Source organism: Pelomonas sp. BJYL3, from assembly GCF_027257975.1.
Classification (GTDB): domain Bacteria; phylum Pseudomonadota; class Gammaproteobacteria; order Burkholderiales; family Burkholderiaceae_C; genus Roseateles_B; species Roseateles_B flavus.
Map to the genome: position 1 here is coordinate 378409 of NZ_JANZKX010000006.1, position 19548 is coordinate 397956.

Below are 19548 nucleotides of genomic sequence, written 5' to 3' on the forward strand. Positions count from 1 at the left end.
GGATGAGAACGGCGCGATCACGCCTCGGCCGACCCGGCCTGCTGCTGCAGGCGCTTGCGGTCGATCTTGCCATTGGGATTGCGCGGCAGCGGGCCGCTCACGGGCAGCAGGCGCGCCGGCACCAGATAGGCCGGCATGTGCTTCTTGCAGAAGGCCAGCAGCGCCGCTGGATCGGCCTCAGCGCCCTCGGGCGGGCAGAACACCACCTCGATGCACTGACCCAGCTGCTCGTGCGGCAGGCCGTAGGCGGCGCATTCGCCCACCAGGCCGGAGCGGTACAGCAACTCCTCCACCTCCACCGGGCTGACGCGGTAGCCGGAGGTCTTGATCATCTCGTCGCGCCGGCCGATGAAGTAGAGAAAGCCCTCGGCATCTCGACGCACGGTGTCGCCGGAGAACACGGCGTACTCGGGCAGCTGCAGGCCGGCCTCGCGCCCGCCCACACCTGCGGGCAGGGGCTTGTAGCGCTCGGCGGTCTTTTCGGCGTCGTTCCAGTAGCCCAGGCCGACCAGGGGCCCCCGGTGCACCAGCTCGCCGGGCTCCTCGGGATCGCAGAGGCTGCCGTCCTCGCGCAGCACCAGGATCTCGGCATTGGGGATGGCCTGGCCGATGGAATCGGGCCGGCGGTCCACCTCGGCGGGCGGCAGATAGGTCGAGCGGAAGGCCTCGGTGAGGCCGTACATCAGGAAGGGCGCGGCCTGCGGCAGGCGTTCGCGCAGGCGGTCCAGGGTCTCGCGCGGCATGCGGCCGCCCGTGTTGGCGAAGTAGCGCAGGCTGCGGCCCGCGCCCTCGGGCCAGGCCAGCTGGGTCAGCTGGATGTACAGCGGCGGCACGGCGGTGAGGCCGGTGATGCCCTCCCGGTCCAGCGCCTTCAGCACGTCCCGCGGCATCAGGTAGTTCAGCAGCACCACCTTCGCGCCCACCAGAAAGCCCGTCGTCAGCTGGCTGAAGCCGGCATCGAAGGACAGGGGCAGCGCCGCCAGCAGCACATCGCCCGCATGATTGCCCAGGTACTGCGCCACGCTCTGCGCACCCAGCACCAGATTGCGGTGGGACAGCACCACGCCCTTGGGCTTGCCGGTGCTGCCGGAGGTGTAGAGGATGGCGGCCATGTCGCTGTCCAGCACGGGCGCGGCGGTCTCCTGCGGCTGTGCCCCCTGCAGCTCTGTCCAGTCGTGCAGGCGCAGCGCGGGCGGCAGGGCCAGCCCCTCAGGCGGCGCATCGACCAGCAGCACCTCGCGCAGGGCCGGGCAGTCCGCCAGCACCTCGGCCAGGGACTGCAGACGCGCCCCGGCGGTGACCAGCACGCGCACATCGCAGTCCCGCAGGATGTGCGCCACCTGCTCGGCCTTCAGCACCGGATTGACCGGCACGAACACCGCCCCCACGCCACCCGCACCGAAGCAGGCGATGACGAATTCCTGGCGCTTGTCCAGGTAGACCGCCACCCGCTCCCCGCGCGACACGCCCCGGGCGGCCAGCCAGCCCCCCATCAGGTGTAACTGTTGTGACAGGCTGCCGTAATCCAGGCTGCCGCCCTCCCCGCCCAGGGCCACGGCCGCGGGCCGGCACAGCGCCTGGTGGTGGACGAGGTCGGCGAGCAGCCGGGGCGTGCGGAAGCCCGGCTGGCCGGGGGTGTAGGCAGGGGCTGGGGCGGCAGTCTCTTGCATGATGCGGCGATTGTCCCCGAGTCCGGGGGCGGCCCAGCGCTCACGCAAGGCCTGCGCCGCGGGCCGCCTCCCTTGGGATGAGGGGGCCCGCCCCCCGGGATCTGGACGGCGCCCCCGGGTAAGATTCGGCCGCCTTCCCCGGCACCCTCTCCGGCGCCCGGCCCTGCCCAGGCGCCCTTTTCCTTTTCCGGTCGTCCCATGTCCCCAGCCTCTCACGTGCTCCGCCTCCTCGACGAAACGCTCGGCCTCCAGGGCCGCGCCGCGCAGTTCGATGCGCAGACGCCCCTGCTGGGCGCCCTGCCCGAGCTGGACTCCATGGCCGTGGTGAGCCTGATCACCGCGCTGGAGGAACAGCTGGGCATCAGCATCGGCGACGACGAGATCGACGGCCAGACCTTCGCGACCGTGGGCGCCCTGACCCGCTTCGTCGAGGCCAAGCTGGCGGCCTGAGGCCAGGCCAGCCTGTCCGCCCCCGCACCGAGCATGGACGCCGCCACAGCCTTCTTCCTGGAGAGCCGTGACGGCAGCCTGCGCTACCTGAGCCTCTTCAAGCCCGCCGCCGGCACCCCTGCCCGCGGCCTGGTGCTGCTGGTCCCGCCCTGGCTGGAGGAGCTCAACCGCAGCCGCCGCATGCTGGCCCTGGGCGCCGATGCCCTGCGCCAGGCCGGCTTCACCGTGCTGTGGCCCGATCTCTTCGGCTGCGGTGACAGCGCCGGCGAGCACGGCGAAGCCCGCTGGCAGACCTGGCTGGACGACCTGGACCTGGCCCTGCAGCGGCTGCGCCAGGAAGGCGAGCCGGACAGCCCGCTGTGGCTGTGGAGCCTGCGCAGCGGCGCCCTGCTGGCCAGCGATTTCGCTCAAGCCCGCCAGCTCGCCTGTCACTGGCTGATGTGGCAGCCCCAGCCCAGCGGCGAGCAGGTCCTGCAGCAGTTCCTTCGCCTGCGCCTGGCCGCCGACATGAGCCGCACCGTGCGCAGCTACGCCGACACCACCGCCATGCGCCAGGCCCTGCAGGCCGGCCAGGCTCTGCATGCCGCGGGCTATGTGGTCCGCCCCGAGCTGGCCCTGCCCCTGGCCGCGACCCAGCTGAAGCCGCCCGGCGGCGTGGCCGGCGCCCGCCTGGTGTGGTGCGAGATGGCCAGCGCGGCCACGCAGACCCTCGGGCCTGCCAGCCGCCAGCACATCGAAGCCTGGCGCGCCGCCGGCTACCAGCCCAGCACCATCTGCGTGCAGGGCCCGCAGTTCTGGGCCAGCCAGGAGTTGACCCTCAGCCAGGGCCTCATCGAAGGCAGTCTGCGCGCCCTGTGCGCCGAAGAGGCCTTCGCATGAGCACCCGCACCGCCGTGATGGAGCAGGTCTGCCCGGTGGGCTGCGAAGGCCTGCGTCTGCCCGGCATCCTGAGCCTGCCCCAGGGCGGCTCGCCGCGCCTGGGCGTGATCGTGCTGGTCGGCGGCCCGCAGTACCGCGTGGGCGCCCACCGCTTCTTCGTCAGCCTGGCCCGCCATCTGGCCGGGCAGGGCGCGGCGGTCCTGCGTTTCGACCACCGCGGCATGGGTGATGCACCCGGCGAAGCCGTCGGCTTCGAGCACCTGGACCCCGAGATCGACGCCGCCATCGCCGCCCTCCAGCGGGCCTGCCCGAGCGTGGAGCGCGTGCTGCTGTGGGGCCTGTGCGATGGGGCCTCGGCCGCCCTGCTCCATGCCCGCCGGGGCGACGCCCGCGTGGCCGGCCTGCTGCTGGCCAACCCGTGGGTGCGCAGCGAGCGCAGCCTGGCCCAGGCCCGCACCCGCCACTACTACCCCGCCCGGCTCGTCAGCGCCGATTTCTGGCGCCGGCTGTTCGGCGGCCAGGTGCGCTGGAGCAGCCTGCGCGCGGCCCTGGGCGCCATGGGGCGAAGCGTTGCCGCCGCCGAGGACACCGGCGATTTCCGCAGCGGCATGCGCGAGGGCCTGGCCCGCATCCTGGACCAGCGCGGCCGCGTGACGTGCCTGCTGTCCGGCGCCGACCTCACGGCCCAGGAATTCACCGAGACCCTGCGCGAGCCCGGCTGGGCCGCGCAGGCCAGCCGCCCCGGCTTCAGCCAGCAGGTGCTGGACGGGGCCGACCATACCTTTTCCGATCCCGAGCACCGGGCCGCCGCGCTGAACCTCAGCGCGCAGTGGCTGCAGGACTTCCTGGCCCCCCCGGCCATGCCCTGCACCAGCCCGGCCGCGGATCCCGCCGTCATCTGATTCAAGAGGGAGTGACACCGCATGTTGAACGCAGCCAAACAGGTTCTCCGCAACTGGCGTGAGCAGGCCAGCCTGCCCGCCGAGGCCAAGGCCGAAGCCGCCCGGGACGCGCGCGGCCTGCCCGCCCAGGACCCCGGCATCGATGCCGCCGTGAAGGCCGCCCTGCAGTGGCTCAAGCGCGCCCAGGACCAGTCCGCCTCGCACGATGGCGGCGTGGCCCGCGACTTCAGCCTCAAGAATGGCTGGGCCGTGTCCTACCCCGAGACCACCGGCTACATCGTCTCCACGATGATCGACTGCGGCCAGCGCTTCCAGGACCCCGACTCCCTGGAGCGCGCCCGCCGCATGCTGGACTGGCTGGTGTCCATCCAGTTCCCCGAGGGCGGCTTCATGGGCGGCAAGATCAACGCCACGCCGCGCGTGCCCGTCACCTTCAACACCGGCCAGATCCTGATCGGCCTGGCCTCGGGCGTCGGCGCCTTCGGCGAGCCCTACCTGGCCCCGATGAACAAGGCCGCCGCCTTCCTGCGCGACTCGCTGGACGCCGACGGCTGCTGGCGCAAGCACGCCACGCCCTTCGCCGAGCGCGGCGACAAGACCTACGAGACCCACGTCTCCTGGGGCCTGTTCGAGGCCGCCCGCCACGTGGGCGACCAGGGCTATGCCGAGGCCGCGCTGCGGCAGGTCGAATGGGCCTTCACGCAGCAGCAGGCCAATGGCTGGCTGGCCAACTGCTGCCTCAACATCCCCGCGACCCCGCTGACCCACACCCTGGGCTACGCCCTGCGCGGCTTCATGGAAGCGCACCGCTTCACGAAGGACGAGCACATTCTGCGCCGCGCCATCAAGACCGCCGACGGCCTGATGACGGCCCTGCGCCCGGACGGCTTCATCCCCGGCCGCCTGAAGCCCGACTGGTCCGCCGCGGTGGACTGGTCCTGCCTGACCGGCGAGGTCCAGATCGCCCACAGCTGGCTGATGCTCTACGAGCTGACCGGCCAGAAGAAGTACCGCGACGCCGCCAAGCTGGCCAACCGCTACGTGCGCCGCGCCATCGCCATCGACGGTCCCGAGGACCAGCGCGGTGGCGTCAAGGGTTCCTTCCCTGTGGACGGCGACTACGGCCAGTGGGAGTACCTCAACTGGGCGGCCAAGTTCATGATCGACGCCAATCTGCTGGAGCAGGACATCGATGGCCGCGCCTGATCTCAAGGAGCGCATCAAGGCGCCCCTGCGGCGCCTGCTGAACGCCTGGCGCGCCCGGCGCCGCAGCGCCGAGCTCAAGGCCGAGCAGCCGCACACCAGCAAGGCCGAGATCGTCGCCGGCCTGCGCGCCATGGGCATCGTCCCGGGTGACACGGTGATGCTGCACTCCTCGCTCAAGAGCCTGGGCTATGTGGAGGGCGGCCCCACGGCGGTGCTGGAGGCCATCCACGAGGCCATCAGCCCCGGCGGCACTCTGGTCGTGCCGACCTACTACCTGCCCGGCGGCACCATCTACGCCACCTGCAAGATGCAGGGCTATGTCTTCGACCCGCGCGAGCATGGCTCCAACCTGGGCGCCCTGCCCGCGGCCTTCCTGAAGATGCCCGGCATCCGCCGCAGCATTCACCCGACGCATTCCGTCTCGGCCCTGGGGCCGCTGGCCGAGGACATCGTGGGCCAGCACCATCTCGCGGCCTCGGTGTGCGGCCGGCTGTCGCCCTGGGAGCGCTGTGTGCACCACAAGGCCAAGATCCTGGGCCTGGGCATCAGCATGGGCCCGGTGACGTTCTATCACCTGGTCGAGGACCTGATGGACGAGCGCTTCCCGCTGCCGGTGCGCATGTCCGAGACGTTCAAGATGCCCTGCAAAGACTGGCAGGGCCGCGACATCACGGTGCCGGTGCGTCCGCTGGACCCGGCCTTCCAGGGCCAGCGCATCGACCACAAGTCCCGCGGCGACCTGCGCCAGCATTTCTACGACCGCTACCTGAAGGCGGGCATCCTGCATCCCGGCCAGGTGGGGCCGGCGCGCTCCTGGTGGATCCAGGCCGACGAGTTCTACCGCCACCTCGAGCAGGACGCGCAGCGTGGTCTCACCATCTACACCACGGCCGAGGAGCTGTCGCGCCTGCCGGCCTGAGGCCGGGCGCCGATCCCATCGATGCAGATACGCGATCGCTTCCTCCACGGCCTGAAATGGTCCGCCATCGGCAAGCTGATGAGCCAGCTGCTCAGCTGGGGCTCCACCATCGTGGTCATGCGTCTGCTGCAGACCAGCGACTACGGCCTGATGGCGATGACCATGATGGTCATCACCCTGCTGTCCAACCTCAACGAGTTCGGCTTTGGCTCGGCCCTGGTGCGCGGCGAGACCCTGGACCGCCGGACCTGCGGCGCGGTCTTCGGCGCCATGCTGGCGGTGGCCACCGTGCTCAACGGGGCGCTGTGGCTGGGTGCGGCGCCGCTGGCGCACTTCTTCAATGATCCGCGCCTGGCGGAGCTGCTGCGGCCGGCCGGGCTGATCTTCCTCATCTCGGCGCTCAGCACGGTGCCGGAATCGGTGCTGCGCCGGGAGATGGACTTCAAGGCCATCGCCTTCGCCGACATCGCCTCCGTCATCGTCACCAGCCTCAGCGCCCTGGGTCTGGCCTATGCCGGCCATGGCGTCTGGGCGCTGCTGCTGGGCAACCTGGCCGGGGCCCTGGTGCGGACCCTGGTGCTGCACCTGCGCTCGCACACGCGGGTCTGGCCCAATGCCGACTTCCGCCAGCTGCGCGGCCTGCTGGCCTATGGCAGCAACCTCACGGCCAGCCGCTTCACCTGGTGGTTCATGTCCCAGGTGGACGTGCTGATCGGCGCCAAGCTGCTGAGCACAGCGGCCCTGGGCCTCTATTCCGTGGCGCTCACGCTGGCCTCGCTGCCGCTGCAGAAGTCCATGCAGGTGGTCAACCAGGTCGCCTTCAGCGCCATCGCCAAGCTCAAGAACAGCGGGCAGGCCGTGCCGCCCGAGCTGCTGAAGGGGCTGCGTGCGCTGAACCTGGTCTCCCTGCCCAGCTGCGCGTTGCTGGCCCTGCTGGCCCAGCCGCTGGTGCTGCTGGTCATCGGTCAGCAATGGGCAGACGCGGCACCGGCCCTGCAGCTGATCGCGCTGGCCGTGCCCCTGCGCCTGTGCAGTGCCATCCTGGCCACCGCCCTCATTGCCACCGGCCATGCCGGCGCCGACTTCAGGAACACGATCACCGGCGCGCTGGTGATGCCCCTGGGCTTTGCCGCTGGCGGCCTGCTGTGGGGCGCCAATGGCCTGGCTGCGGCCTGGACGGTGGGCGTGCCCCTGGTCTTCCTGCTCAACTCCCCCCGCAGCGCCCGCTTGCTAGACTTGCCGCTGCGTTCCGTCCTGGGCACCTTCCGCAACGGCCTGCTGGCCTGCCTGCCCCTGGTGGGCGTGGTGATGGCCGCCAGGCATCTCGTGCCGGCACAGCCGCTGTGGCAGCTGCTGGTGCCGGGCTCACTGGGGGTGCTGAGCTATGTGCTGGCGCTGCTCGTCGTGGACCGCGCCTTCCGGCAGTGGCTGCAGGCGCAGCTGGCCACCCGTTTGAACAAGGATTCGTAATGGCGATTTTCTTTGCGGCCGTCGGCGGCACCCCGGAGGACCTGCAGCGGCTCAAGGCCGCGGCCTCCGCTGCCCTGCGCCGTGAACTGGGCGCTGCCCCCATCGAGGCCACCGAAGCCCCCGGGCTCTTCGCCGTGTGGCACGAGCTGGGCATCTGGGCCCCGGTCTCCCATCACCGTCTGGAGGATGGCAGCCTGGCCCTGCTGGCCGGCGAGCCCATCCTGCAGCAAGGCGGCCAGCGCGTGTCGCAGACGCAAGCCCTGGTGCACTTCGCCCAGGGCGATCTGCGCGGCCTGCTGGAGCAGTCCCACGGCACCTTCTGCGGCCTGCGCCTGGACCCCAAGCACGCCCGCCTCCACGCCTTCACTGACAAGCTGGGCGTGCGCACCCTCTACACCGGCCAGCACCGCGGCATCCATTTCTTCACCAATGCGCGCTGGCTGCTGCAGGGCATGGGCGAGGTGATCGTGCTGGAACCGGACCCGCAGGGCGTGCTCGAGATCGCCTCCATGGCCTTCCCCCTGGCCGAGCGCACGCGCTACCTGGGCATCCGCGCCTGCTACGGCGCCGAGCTGATTGAAGCCACCGCTGCCGGCGCCCATCGCCAGACCTATCACGACTGGCAAGACCTGACCCCACTGGACGCGGGCAAGCCCTACGAGACCGAGCTCTACGAGACCTTCCTGCAGGCCGTGCAGGACCGCCAGGGCGAAGCGCAGGAGCAGACGGCCTTCCTCTCCGGGGGCATGGATTCGCGCCTGATCGCCGCCAGCCTGGCCCACAGCGGCATCCGCCTCAACACGCTGAACTTCGCGCCCAGCGACACCCAGGACCTCACCTTCGGCCGCATGGCCGCGGCAGCCCTGGGCACGCGGCATTTCGAGTTCCCGCTGGGCCCGGACAACTTCGACAGCAAGCAGATCCAGACCATCTCCGCCTGGAAGGCCCAGGACGGTGGCCGCAACTTCGACCGCCGGATCTGGTCGGGCGATGGTGGCAGCGTGGGCCTGGGCCATGTCTACCTGGACGAGCAGATCGTCCAGCTGGCCACCGAGCGCCGCTACGAAGAGGCGGCCGCCCTGCTGTGCCGCAAGAACAAGTGGGGCGTGCCCTCGCGCGCGCTGCGCCCGCGCTACCGCGAACTGGCGCGGCGCCTGCAGACCGAGGTCGCGGCGGAGCTGCGCCGCTGGGACCGCGTGCCGGCCAAGGCCGCCTACCTGTTCCTGCTGCTCAACGACCAGCGCCGCCACCTGATCGGCCACTTCGAGACGGTGCACAAGAAGGGCTTCGACTTCGCCCTGCCCTTCTTCGATGCCCGCGTCATCGCCAAGGTTCTGGCCGGCCCCAACGAGGACCTGCTCAACCACCGCGTCTACAACCGCATCCTGCTGGCCCTGCCCGGCCCCATCGCGCAGGTGCCCTGGCAGGCCTATCCGGGCCATGATCCCTGCCCCGTTCCCGTGCCGCAGGAACTCAAGCTGCGCTACCAGTGGGAAGCCTGCTACGACGAGGACGACACCAAGATGCTCAAGGACCAGCACACGGCCCACTGCCTGAGCTCGGCCCTGCAGCCCAAGAGCCCCATGCTGTCGCGCGGCAACCTGCTGGCGGCCTGGGTGCTGACCAAGTCCGGCCTGCGCGACCAGAGCTTCTACGGCCGCTACGCCGAGGCCGTGGAGCAGGCCAGCCGCTGAGCGGGCCTGCCTCGCCATGCAAAAGGGCGGCCCGCGGGCCGCCCTTGTCTTTGGCGCTGCGCTGCGTCAGTCGATGAACAGCGTGGCCGGCGCCTCCAGCTGCGCACGGATGGACTGGATGAACTCGGCCGCATCCTGCCCGTCCACCACGCGATGGTCGAAAGACGAGGACACGTTCATCAGCAGGCGCGCCACCACCTGGCCGCTCCTGAACATGGGCCGCTCGACGATGCGGTTCACGCCCAGGATGCCCACCTCGGGATGGTTGATCACCGGCGTGGTGACGATGCCGCCCAGCGGCCCCAGGCTGGAGATGGTGAAGGTGGAGCCGCTGAGCTCGTCCCGCGTGGCCTTGCCTGTGCGCGCCACCTCTGCCAGGCGGCGGATCTCGGCCGCGCAGCTCCAGAGGTCCAGGGCCTCGGCATGGCGGATCACCGGCACCATCAGCCCGGACGGCGTCTGCGCGGCGATGCCCAGGTGCATGGCCTCGTAGCGGTTGACCACGCCGGCTTCGTCGTCGAAGCGCGCGTTGATCTGCGGGAAGTCGCGCAGCGAGCGGCACACCGCGCGCACCAGCAGCGGCAGCACCGTCAGCTTGCCGCGGGTCTTGCCATGCAGGGCGTTGAGGCGCTCGCGCAGGGCTTCCAGCTCGGTGACGTCCACCTCTTCCACATAGCTGAAGTGCGGGATGCGGCGCTTGCTCTCCTGCATCTTCTCGGCGATCTTGCGACGCAGGCCCGTGACCTTGCTGGCCTCGATGCCGTCACCGCGGGGCGAGACCAGATGGCGCTCGCTGGGCCGCACGGGAGCGGCCGCCGCTGTGGCGCCCGGCACGTTCGCGAAGGGGGCGCCACTGCCCGGCTGCAAGCCCTGCGGATGGGCGGCCGCGAAGGCCTCCACGTCCGCGTGCATGATGCGACCGGCGGTGCCGGTGGCGCGCACCCGGGAGAGGTCCACGCCCAGCTCCCAGGCACGGCGGCGCACCGAGGGCGAAGCGATGGGGCGGGTGCCCGGCACGGCGGGCGCAGCCGGCGCATGCGCAGGCATTGCGGGCGCGGCCGGTGCTGGTGCTGGTGCCGGCGCCGGTGCTGGTGCCGCGGCCACGGCGGCCACCGCAGCGGTCTCGGCCTTGGCGGGCGCAGGGGCCGGCACGGGTGCCGGGGCCGCTGCAGCGGCCGGCGCAGTCTCCACCGGTGCCGCGCCCTCTATCGCGATCTCGATCAGCGCCGAGCCCACGCGCATCACCGTGCCGGCCTCGGCACCGAGGCGCTGGACCACGCCCTTGACCGGGGACGGAATCTCGACCGTGGCCTTGTCCGTCATCACGTCCGCGACGACCTGGTCCTCGCGCACCACATCGCCCGGCTTCACATGCCAGGCCACCAGCTCGACTTCGACGATGCCTTCGCCGATGTCGGGCATCTTGATCGTATGAATGCTCATCAAACCTCCTGCCGGGCCGCGATCGCGCGACCCTGCTGCGCCCGAGGGCGCGATTGCTCACGAGCGCCGGCGCGGGCGCCGTGCTGCTCCTTCATGCGCTGCATGCTCAGGACTCCATGACCCGGCGCAGCGCCGCGGCCACGCGGGCGGGGCCGGGGAAGTAGTCCCACTCCTGGGCGTGCGGATAGGGCGTGTCCCAGCCGGCGACGCGCTCGATGGGCGCCTCCAGGTGGTAGAAGCAGTGCTCCTGCACCAGGGCCGAGAGCTCGGCGCCGAAGCCGCTGGTGCGGGTCGCCTCGTGCACGATCACGCAGCGGCCGGTCTTCTTCACGGACTCCACGACGGTCGAGATGTCCAGCGGCCACAGGGCGCGCAGGTCGATGATCTCGGCGTCCAGCCCCGTCTCCTTCGCGGCGGCCTCGGCCACGTAGACCATGGTCCCGTAGGCCAGCACCGTCAGCTGCTGGCCGGGGCGGTAGACCGTGGCCTTGTCCAGCGGCAGCGTGTAGTAGCCCTCCGGCACCTGGGCCTTGGGATGGCCGGTCCAGGGCGTGGCCGGGCGGTCGTGATGACCGTCGAAGGGGCCGTTGTAGAGGCGCTTGGGCTCCAGGAAGATCACCGGGTCGTTGCACTCGATGGCGGCGATCAGCAAGCCCTTGGCATCGTAGGGATTGGACGGCATCACCGTGCGCAGACCGCAGACGTGGGTGAACAGCGCCTCGGGGCTCTGGCTGTGCGTCTGGCCGCCGTAGATGCCGCCGCCGCAGGGCATGCGGATGGTCAGCGGCGCGGTGAAGTCGCCGGCCGAGCGGTAGCGCAGGCGCGCGGCCTCGGAGACGATCTGGTCGGAGGCCGGATAGAAGTAGTCCGCGAACTGGATCTCGGCCACCGGGCGCAGGCCATAGGCACCCATGCCCACGGCCACGCCGACGATGCCGCCTTCGGAGATGGGGGCATCGAAGACGCGCTGGGAGCCGTACTTGGCCTGCAGGCCGTCGGTGCAGCGGAACACGCCGCCGAAATAGCCCACGTCCTGGCCGAAGACGACCACGTCAGGGTCGCGGGCCAGCATCACGTCCATGGCCGAGCGCAGGGCCTGGATCATGGTCATGTTGACGGGCTTGCCCTCGGCGTCCTGCGCCTCCTGCTCCTGGGTGATGGGGAGTTGCTCAGCCTTCATTGACGGCCTCCAAACGCTTGGGCCTCGGCCATCTGCTCGCGCAGGTGCCGGGGCATGTCTTCGTAGACGTCCTCGAACATGGAGGCGATGCTGGGGATGTGGCCATCGGCCAGGCTGCCGAAGCTCTCGGCATGCTTCTGCGCGGCCAGCACCTCGGCTTCGAGCTCCTCCTGCAGGGCGGTGTGCTGCTCCTCGGACCACAGTCCGCGGCGGATCAGGTGCTGCTTGAGGCGGGCGATGGGATCGCCCAGGGGGAAGCGGGTCCAGTCGTCGGAGGGGCGGTACTTGCTGGGGTCGTCCGAGGTGGAGTGCGGGCCCGCGCGGTAGGTCACCCACTCGATGAGGGTGGGTCCCAGATTGCTGCGGGCGCGCTCGGCGGCCCAGCGGGTCACGGCATAGACGGCCAGGAAGTCGTTGCCGTCCACGCGCAGGGAGGCAATACCTGCCCCCACGCCACGCGCGGCGAAGGTCGTGCCCTCGCCACCGGCAATGGCCTGGAAGGTCGAGATGGCCCACTGGTTGTTGACCACGTTGAGGATCACCGGCGCGCGGTAGACGTGGGCGAAGACCAGGGCGTTGTGGAAGTCGCTCTCGGCGGTGGCGCCGTCGCCCACCCAGCCGGAGGCGATGCGGGTGTCGCCCTTGATGGCGCTGGCCATGCCCCAGCCCACGGCCTGCACGAACTGCGTGGTCAGGTTGCCGGAGATGGAGAAGAAGCCGGCGCGCTTGATGGAGTACATCACCGGCAGCTGGCGGCCCTTGAGCGGGTCCTTCTCATTGGAGAGCAGCTGGCACATCAGCTCGGACAGCGGCACGTCGTCCCGGCCGACCAGCAGGCTCTGCTGGCGGTAGGTGGGGAAGCACATGTCGCCCTCTTCCAGGGCCATGCCATGGGCGCTGCCGATGGCCTCCTCGCCCAGGCTCTGCATGTAGAAGCTCAGCTTCTTCTGGCGCTGGGCGATGAGCATGCGGCCGTCGAAGATGCGGGTCTTCATCATGGTCCGCAGGCCGCGCTTGAGCTGGGCCTCGCTCAGCTCGGGGGCCCAGGGGCCGCAGGCCTCGCCGTCCTGGTTGAGGACGCGGATCAGCTTGTGGGCCATGTCGCCGGTGTCCACCGGGGCCACGTCCACCGCCGGCCGGGGCACCTCGCCCGCCGCGCTGATCTTGAGATAGGAAAAATCCGTGTGGCAGCCCGGCCGCCCCGTGGGCTCCGGCACGTGCAAGCGCAGCGGCGCGCGCACCGCACCGGGCTCGTTCTTGTCGCTCATACATCGCTCCCGCATGGTGATGCCATGCAGAAATTCAGGCAGTTGGCAGCCACCGGGTCGGGCGCTGCCACCCACACCGGACAGGCCTGGGATCGCCAGACGCCGGTGCGCCCGGGCAGCGTACCGCATCCGTCGGCCAATCCCCATGATCCAGGCTATGAATCAGGGAAAGCCTGAAGCGCGGCAGCGGCCGGGGCGCGACGCCGGTCTGCGCTACCCTCGCCCCATGCAAGAACGACGCCCCACCCCTCGAACGCCCTGGCTGAGACATGGCGCGCTCGCCCTCCTCGGCCTGAGCCTGGCCGCCGGACTGCAGGCCCAGACCCTGCGGCTGCGCCTGCTGGAGACCAGCGACATCCACATGAACCTGCTGGCCTACGACTACTACCAGGACCAGCCCAGCGCCACGCAGGGCCTCTCGCGCACCGCCCGGCTGATCGCCCAGGCACGGGCCGAGCAGCCCAACCACCTGCTGCTGGACAACGGCGACCTGATCCAGGGCTCGCCCATGGGCGACGTGATTGCGAAGCAGGGCGTCGCGGGGCAGGCGCACCCGGCCCTGCAGTCCCTGCGCCTGCTGGGCTATGACGCGGCCAACATCGGCAACCACGAGTTCAACTTCGGCCTGCCCTTCCTGAAGCAGGCCTACGCCCAGGCCGGCTTCCCCGTGATCAGCAGCAATCTGCGCGAGGCCCGCAGCGGCAAGCCGGTCTTCGCGCCCAGTGCGCTGCTGCAGCGGGACTTCAGGGACGATCAGGGCCGGCCGCAGCACCTGCGCATCGGCGTGCTGGGCCTGCTGCCGCCGCAGATCCTGCAATGGGACCGCCAGCATCTGCAGGGCCGGGTCGTGGCCGAGGACATGGTGGTGGCTGCCCGCCGCGAGATCCGCCGCCTGAGGGCCGCGGGCGCGGACCTCGTCGTCGCCCTCGCCCACTCCGGCTACGACGCCGCCCCCCAGGCCGAGGGCGCCGAGAACCGCGCGGGAGACATCGCCCGGCTGCCCGGCCTGGATGCCCTGCTGCTGGGCCACGCCCATGCCGAGTTCCCCAGCCCCGCCTTTGCCCGGCACGCAGGGGCGGACCTGGTCCACGGCCGCATCCACGGCGTGCCCGCCGTGATGCCCGGCAGCTGGGGCAGCCACCTGGGCGTGATCGACCTGCGCCTGGAGAAGCGCGCGGGCCGCTGGCGCGTGACAGACAGCCAGGGCAGCCTGCGCGCCCTGCGCGACGAGCACGGCAAACCCGACACCGCCCTGGAGGCCCTGCTCCAGCCCGCCCACCAGGCCACGCTGACGCAGATCCGCCAGACCGTGGCCCAGGCCCCGCGGCCGCTGCACAGCTACTTCGACGTCATCCAGCCCTCCGAAGCCCTGGCCCTCGTCGCCCGTGCCCAGCGGGTCTATGCCCGCGAGGCCCTGCGCGGCACGCGCTGGCAAGACCTGCCCCTGCTCAGCGCCGCCGCCCCCTTCCGCAGCGGCGGGCGCCAGGGCTGGAGCAGCTATGTGGACATCGCCCCGGGCCCGATGTCCGTCAAGCATGTGACCGAGCTCTACCCCTACGCCAACACGCTGAAGGTGCTGCAGCTCAGCGGCGCCGAGGTGCGGGAGTGGCTGGAGCGCTCCGCCGCGCAGTTCCGGCAGCTGGCACCCGGGCAGGCCGAGGCTCAGGCGCTGATCGACGAGGCCCAGCCCAGCTTCAACTACGACGTGATCCTGGGCCTGGACTATGTGATCGACCTCGCCCAGCCCGCCCGCTATGGCACCGACGGCAAGCGGGTGCCGTCGGTGACCACCCACCGCATCCGCGAGCTGCGTCATCACGGCGAGCCCGTGCGGGATGAGCAGCGCTTCCTGCTGGCCACCAACAGCTACCGGGCCGGCGGCGGCGGCAATTTCCCCGGGGCGGGCCCGGAGCGCATCGTGCTGGATGCCCCGGACGAGAACCGCGAGGCCCTGCAGCGCCTGCTGCAGTCGGGCCAGGCCTTCGCTCCCGAGGCCGACGAAGGCCGCTGGACGCTGCAGCTGCCGGAGGGCGCACGGGCACAGTTCCGCGGCAGCCCGGCCGCGCGCCGCCTGCTGCCCGAGGGAGGCCGCCTGCGCTGGATCGAGGACGCGAGCGAGGGCTACGCGGTGTTCGAACTTCGCCCCTGAGCAAGTCGCACTGGGGCAGCAACGGAGGGGCAGCGCGGGACTGGAGCGCTATGCTGCCGCCTCGCGCCCGACCGGGGCGCATGACCTTTGAAAGCCTGACCATGCGCGCTGCCCCGCCCTCTTCCTCCTTGCCCCTCCGTGCTGCGTGGACCCGCCTGGGACTGCAGCTGGGCACGCTCAGCGCCGCGCTGGCCCTGGCCTGGGCCCCGCCCGCCCTGGCGGCAGTCACCGCCCCCCACACCGGCGCCACGCCGGGCAAGGCTGCCCATGCCGGCACGCACAGTGCGGCCGACCGCGCCTTCGACCGCCTCGCCCAACAGTTCATCGAGGCGCTGTGGAAGCTGGACCCAGACGCCGCCCTCATCGCCGGCCGCTATGACGGCGCCGCCCGCCTGCCCGCGCCGGATGCCGCCAGCCGCCAGAAGGCCCTGGCCTTTGCCCAGCTGTGGCAGGCGCGTTTCGCCGCCCTGAAGCCCGAGGCGCTGTCGGACCGCGCGCGCACCGACCTGGCCCTGCTGCAGAACAAGGTCGCCTCCGACGTCTTCGCCCTGGAGACCCTGCGCGAGTTCGCCTGGAACCCGTCCAACTACAACGTGGCCGGTGCCATGGACCTGATCCTGAACACCGACTACGCGCCCAAGGCCCAGCGCCTCAAGGCCCTGATCACGCGCCTCAAGGCCGTGCCCGCCTACTACGACGCGGCCTATGCCAGCCTCGAGACACCCACCCGCGAACACACCCAGCTGGCGGTGAGCCAGATCGACGGCACCCTGGCCGTGTTCGACGAGATCGAGAAGACGGCCCAGGCCGAGCGCAAGCTGGCCGCAGCCGATCGCCAGGCCCTGGCTCCGGCCCTGGCCGCCGCCCGCAGCGCCGTCAAGGGCTACCAGCAGCGCCTGCAGGCCCTGGACGAGAAGCTGGCCAGCCTCCATGGAAAGGAGGGCCAGGCCCGCTCCTTCCGCCTGGGCCGCGAGCTGTACGAGCGCAAGTTCCAGCTGGACATCCAGTCCGCCAGCAGCGCCGAGCAGACCTACCAGAAGGCCCTGGCCACCCGCGAGCAGCTGCTGGCGAAGATGGAAGAGCTGGCCGACCAGCTCTGGAGCAAGACCCAGGGCGAGGCGCCCAAGCCCGCGGACCGCATCGAGAAGATCGACCGCGTGATCAAGGCGCTGTCCGTGAAGCACGTGAAGGCCGAGAACTTCCTGGCCGAGATCCGCCAGCAGATCCCGCAGCTGCAGGCCTTCGTCCAGGAAAAAGACCTGCTCACCATCGACCCCAAGAAGCCCCTGCAGGTGCGCGAGACCCCCGCCTACCAGCGCGGCGTGGCCGGCGCCAGCATCGAGGCGCCCGGCCCCTACCGCCCGCAGGATCGCACCTACTACAACGTCACCCCGCTGGACGACCTCAAGCCCGAACAGGCCGAGAGCACCCTGCGCGAGTACAACCACTGGATCCTGCAGATCCTGAACATCCACGAGGCCATTCCGGGTCATTACACGCAGCTGGTCCATGCCAACAAGTCGCCGTCCCTCGTGAAGGCCCTGTTCGGCAACGGCGCCATGATCGAGGGCTGGGCCGTGTACGGCGAGCGCATGATGCTGGAGGCCGGCTACGGTGAGCATGCGCCCGAGATGTGGCTCATGTACTGCAAGTGGAACCTGCGCAGCGTCACCAACACCATCCTGGACTACAGCGTCCACGTGCTGGGCATGACGCAGGACGAGGCCATCGCCCTGCTGACCCAGCGCGCCTTCCAGACCGAGCAGGAGGCCCGCGAGAAGTGGCGCCGCGTGCAGCTGACCTCGGTCCAGCTCACCAGCTACTTCAGCGGCTACAGCGAGATCATGGCCCTGCGCGAGGAGCGCCGGAAGGCCCTGGGGGACCGCTTCGACCTCAAGGCCTTCCACGATCAGTTCCTGAGCTACGGCAGCGCGCCGGTGGCCGTGATCCGGGAGCTCATGCGCTGAGCCACCGCCCCAGGCGTCCACAGCTTCTGTGGACAAGTCTGGGGACGGCCCTTGGAGCGCGTGCCACAGGCCCGATGCCTACGGGGCTGGGCCTGGGGTGCTGCAAGAAGTGGCAACGGTGCCGCCTGAGGCCGGGCAGGCCCGGAATGGGTCCAGCAAAGGCCGACCCGCGCCAGCTTGTACAGTTCGTGCCTTCGCCCCCTCACGCAGTACAAGCTCATGCCCAAGACCACTCACAAGCCCTTCGTCATCGGTGTCGCTGGAGGCAGCGGCAGCGGCAAATCGACGGTGACGCGCCAGGTGCTGGCGGCCATCGGGCCGGAGAAGGTGGCGGTGGTGATGCAGGACGATTACTACCGCGACCAGTCCCACATGCCGCCGGAAGACCGGCGCAAGCAGAACTACGACCATCCCGATGCCTTTGACTGGCCCCTGATGGCACAGCACCTGGCCGCGCTGCGCAAGGGCGAGGCGATCGAGATGCCGGTGTACGACTTCGCGGCCGACAACCGCTCCAGCGAAACCATCACCGTGAAGCCCGCACCGGTGATCGTGGTCGAGGGCCTGTTCGCCTTGTACGACACCAAGCTGCGCAACATGATGTCGCTGAAGATCTATGTGGACACGGCCTCGGACGTTCGCTTCATCCGCCGGCTGCAGCGCGACATCTCGGAGCGCGGCCGCAGCACCGAGTCGGTGGTGAACCAGTACCTGGAAACCGTGCGCCCCATGCACAAGCAGTTCATTGAGCCGACAAAACGCAACGCCGATGTCATCCTTCCGCACGGCGCCAACGGCCCGGCGGTGGACATCATCACCACCAAAGTGAAGAGCCTGCTGCAGGATGACGAGCGGGGCTGACTGAGCCACAGACCCGCGGTGGGGGTCAGGATTGAGCAGGCACTTGGAGGGCGCGGGAGTGGCGCTCGCTGTCGGTCGGCCCGCCAGCCATGGAGGTCATCTGCCGCCGCTAGAAGCAGTTTTTGCCGATTGACCGGTCGGAGGTGGCTCCAGTGCGCAAATGCCCTTGAATTGGGGAAGCCAGCAGTGCGTGGCTCGTCGCTCAATCAGGATTGAATTGAAGGACCGTGATGCCCGAGGCGTCGGCAAAGGCATAGCGGTGGCCGACATGGTCAAAAGCCATCGCTGGCGTAGCTGCAGATGCGCCGAAGATGCTGCTGGCCCGGTTGCCAGATGCGATATGGGGCCAGCTTTGAACTGTGACTCCAGTCCGCAAGTCGATAAGACGAGGATGGCCGTACAGCGCCATCACATGGTTGTCGCCAACCGAGACGATGGTCCCCAGTCTTCCTGGCATCGAGACGGTAGTCGGTTCCTGCGGCCGGCTCGTTTCGAAGACTCTCAGCTCGGTGGAGCCTTGGTTCGTCGATTCCCCGTCGTCTGACTCGATGCCGTAGAGCGCGACAACCAGCCTCCCGTCTGGCAGAAATGCCGCGCTGCTTTCCTCGGCCCACGCCTTGATTCCTAGCCCTGCACCATCTAGATGGCAAGGGTCATTCAGAGCCTCCTCAACGCTGTAGAGATGGACATCGTCCATGGGATGCCACACCCATCCGGCACTGACGAGGTACTGGCCGTTTGGAGCGGCGAGTAAGCGGGAATGGAAATAGTCGCGCGGGTTCCGAGCATCAGATTGGGTCAGAACCTCGCCGGTGGTCAGGTCTTCGATTTGCAAGCGGCAATAGTCATCCGGGCAGTGCGCCAAGACCTCACGCCCCGAACTCGTTCGGAATATGCAGATGGGGTATTCGTACGCGTTGGCCTGGTAGTAGCTCCGGTTCACCTCGCGATGGACCTCTCCGTCACGCAGGATGAGCGCCTTGGTCTGTCCGGCGCAATAGATGGCGGCATAGGTGCTGCCCGCTAGCGACACTGCCGAATCGAAGGGGTACGCATAGTAGATCGACCGGGGCACGGCAGAACCATCGAGCAAGTACCTGCCGCCACCAGCCACCCAGTCCACCAACACTTCACCATCCCACACGAGTGACTGAACCCCTGGAGCTTGAAGTCTAGTTTCGGTTGTATTCAACATCGTTGGCATTGTGGGGCAGCTGAGCGGCTCCGAGCTTGGACCGGCTACCGATTGCTCAGCGTCAGACTCGAAGGGTCCAATCGAGCAAATGAAAGCCCCCACCCCGCCTGAATCCGCCAGGCCCTCTGCCTCCGTCACCCACACCGGATCAGCCGGAGTGGACACGACCGTCTGAATCGCCCCGGCTTCCGCGGAGGCTAGTTGGTTTAAGTCAGACGTTCGCGGCCTGACCAGCGCGTTGACGATGGTAATTGGCTTCGAACTCGGCAGGCGGGACGTGGCCCAGCGGCCCCAT

At 69.9% G+C, this 19548-nt stretch carries 15 protein-coding genes; 10 read left to right on the plus strand and 5 right to left on the minus strand.

From position 1 onward, the window contains the following. Positions 1-17 precede the first annotated feature (17 nt). Positions 18-1670 carry an acyl-CoA ligase (AMP-forming), exosortase A system-associated gene (locus tag O9Y01_RS19235; RefSeq protein ID WP_269633217.1) on the minus strand — a complete coding sequence of 551 codons (1653 nt, stop codon included), beginning with the start codon at positions 1668-1670 and terminating at the stop codon, positions 18-20. Positions 1671-1886: 216 nt separating this feature from the next. On the opposite strand from O9Y01_RS19235, the gene O9Y01_RS19240 reads away from it, so the two are divergent. From O9Y01_RS19240 to O9Y01_RS19270, 7 genes are read left to right on the plus strand one after another with little or no spacing between them, the layout of a single operon-like run. Beyond that, positions 1887-2120, plus strand: coding sequence for an acyl carrier protein (locus O9Y01_RS19240; protein WP_430765677.1), 234 nt, complete (start codon positions 1887-1889; stop codon positions 2118-2120). Positions 2121-2153: 33 nt separating this feature from the next. Continuing rightward, positions 2154-2999 (plus strand): hydrolase 2, exosortase A system-associated, encoded by an 846-nt coding sequence (locus O9Y01_RS19245; protein WP_269633219.1) that lies wholly within the window; start codon positions 2154-2156, stop codon positions 2997-2999. Next, the gene (locus tag O9Y01_RS19250) at positions 2996-3901 is read left to right on the plus strand and encodes a hydrolase 1, exosortase A system-associated (protein ID WP_269633220.1); all 906 of its coding nucleotides are present in this window, start codon (positions 2996-2998) and stop codon (positions 3899-3901) included. The genes O9Y01_RS19245 and O9Y01_RS19250 overlap by 4 nt, the downstream gene beginning before the upstream one ends. Positions 3902-3922: 21 nt before the next feature. After that, positions 3923-5107: a hypothetical protein gene (locus tag O9Y01_RS19255; RefSeq protein ID WP_269633221.1), complete on the plus strand. Its 1185-nt coding sequence runs from the start codon at positions 3923-3925 to the stop codon at positions 5105-5107. Next, on the plus strand, positions 5094-6026 hold the full coding sequence (locus tag O9Y01_RS19260) for an AAC(3) family N-acetyltransferase (protein WP_269633222.1): 933 nt from the start codon (positions 5094-5096) through the stop codon (positions 6024-6026). The genes O9Y01_RS19255 and O9Y01_RS19260 overlap by 14 nt, the downstream gene beginning before the upstream one ends. 21 nt (positions 6027-6047) lie before the next feature. Continuing rightward, positions 6048-7496, plus strand: coding sequence for a lipopolysaccharide biosynthesis protein (locus O9Y01_RS19265; protein ID WP_269633223.1), 1449 nt, complete (start codon positions 6048-6050; stop codon positions 7494-7496). Beyond that, positions 7496-9190 (plus strand): asparagine synthase-related protein, encoded by a 1695-nt coding sequence (locus O9Y01_RS19270; protein ID WP_269633224.1) that lies wholly within the window; start codon positions 7496-7498, stop codon positions 9188-9190. Before O9Y01_RS19265 ends, O9Y01_RS19270 begins: the two co-directional genes overlap by 1 nt. A gap of 66 nt (positions 9191-9256) precedes the next feature. On the opposite strand, the gene O9Y01_RS19275 is transcribed toward O9Y01_RS19270, so the two are convergent. From O9Y01_RS19275 to O9Y01_RS19285, 3 genes are all read right to left on the minus strand, one after another. Beyond that, positions 9257-10633 carry a dihydrolipoamide acetyltransferase family protein gene (locus O9Y01_RS19275; RefSeq protein ID WP_269633225.1) on the minus strand — a complete coding sequence of 459 codons (1377 nt, stop codon included), beginning with the start codon at positions 10631-10633 and terminating at the stop codon, positions 9257-9259. Between the two features lie 106 nt (positions 10634-10739). Then, positions 10740-11744 carry an alpha-ketoacid dehydrogenase subunit beta gene (locus tag O9Y01_RS19280; protein ID WP_269633243.1) on the minus strand — a complete coding sequence of 335 codons (1005 nt, stop codon included), beginning with the start codon at positions 11742-11744 and terminating at the stop codon, positions 10740-10742. A 65-nt stretch (positions 11745-11809) separates the two neighbouring features. Beyond that, positions 11810-13081, minus strand: a complete 1272-nt coding sequence (locus O9Y01_RS19285; protein ID WP_269633226.1) for a 3-methyl-2-oxobutanoate dehydrogenase (2-methylpropanoyl-transferring) subunit alpha — start codon at positions 13079-13081, stop codon at positions 11810-11812. Between the two features lie 226 nt (positions 13082-13307). Between O9Y01_RS19285 and O9Y01_RS19290 the strand changes: the two genes are divergently transcribed. From O9Y01_RS19290 to udk, 3 genes are all read left to right on the plus strand, one after another. Further along, on the plus strand, positions 13308-15230 hold the full coding sequence (locus tag O9Y01_RS19290) for a bifunctional 2',3'-cyclic-nucleotide 2'-phosphodiesterase/3'-nucleotidase (RefSeq protein ID WP_269633227.1): 1923 nt from the start codon (positions 13308-13310) through the stop codon (positions 15228-15230). A gap of 80 nt (positions 15231-15310) precedes the next feature. Further along, entirely contained in the window at positions 15311-17197 is a 1887-nt protein-coding gene (locus tag O9Y01_RS19295; RefSeq protein ID WP_269633228.1) for a DUF885 domain-containing protein, read from the plus strand. Positions 17198-17416: 219 nt separating this feature from the next. Further along, a complete protein-coding gene (udk, locus tag O9Y01_RS19300) occupies positions 17417-18058 on the plus strand; it encodes a uridine kinase (RefSeq protein ID WP_269633229.1) in 642 nt (213 codons plus the stop codon). 202 nt (positions 18059-18260) lie between these two features. Here the strand turns inward: udk and O9Y01_RS19305 are convergent. Then, a partial coding sequence (locus O9Y01_RS19305; protein ID WP_269633230.1) for a hypothetical protein occupies positions 18261-19548 on the minus strand: 1288 nt, incomplete at its 5' end.

Coding starts and splice junctions, on each gene's coding strand:
- O9Y01_RS19235 (WP_269633217.1), bottom strand. CDS start 1,670: ATGCAAGAGACTGCCGCCCCAGCCCCTGCCTACACCCCCGGCCAGCCG.
- O9Y01_RS19275 (WP_269633225.1), bottom strand. CDS start 10,633: ATGAGCATTCATACGATCAAGATGCCCGACATCGGCGAAGGCATCGTC.
- O9Y01_RS19270 (WP_269633224.1), top strand. CDS start 7,496: ATGGCGATTTTCTTTGCGGCCGTCGGCGGCACCCCGGAGGACCTGCAG.
- O9Y01_RS19260 (WP_269633222.1), top strand. CDS start 5,094: ATGGCCGCGCCTGATCTCAAGGAGCGCATCAAGGCGCCCCTGCGGCGC.
- O9Y01_RS19255 (WP_269633221.1), top strand. CDS start 3,923: ATGTTGAACGCAGCCAAACAGGTTCTCCGCAACTGGCGTGAGCAGGCC.
- O9Y01_RS19245 (WP_269633219.1), top strand. CDS start 2,154: ATGGACGCCGCCACAGCCTTCTTCCTGGAGAGCCGTGACGGCAGCCTG.
- O9Y01_RS19290 (WP_269633227.1), top strand. CDS start 13,308: ATGCAAGAACGACGCCCCACCCCTCGAACGCCCTGGCTGAGACATGGC.
- O9Y01_RS19295 (WP_269633228.1), top strand. CDS start 15,311: ATGACCTTTGAAAGCCTGACCATGCGCGCTGCCCCGCCCTCTTCCTCC.
- O9Y01_RS19250 (WP_269633220.1), top strand. CDS start 2,996: ATGAGCACCCGCACCGCCGTGATGGAGCAGGTCTGCCCGGTGGGCTGC.
- O9Y01_RS19265 (WP_269633223.1), top strand. CDS start 6,048: ATGCAGATACGCGATCGCTTCCTCCACGGCCTGAAATGGTCCGCCATC.
- O9Y01_RS19280 (WP_269633243.1), bottom strand. CDS start 11,744: ATGACCATGATCCAGGCCCTGCGCTCGGCCATGGACGTGATGCTGGCC.
- udk (WP_269633229.1), top strand. CDS start 17,417: ATGCCCAAGACCACTCACAAGCCCTTCGTCATCGGTGTCGCTGGAGGC.
- O9Y01_RS19285 (WP_269633226.1), bottom strand. CDS start 13,081: ATGAGCGACAAGAACGAGCCCGGTGCGGTGCGCGCGCCGCTGCGCTTG.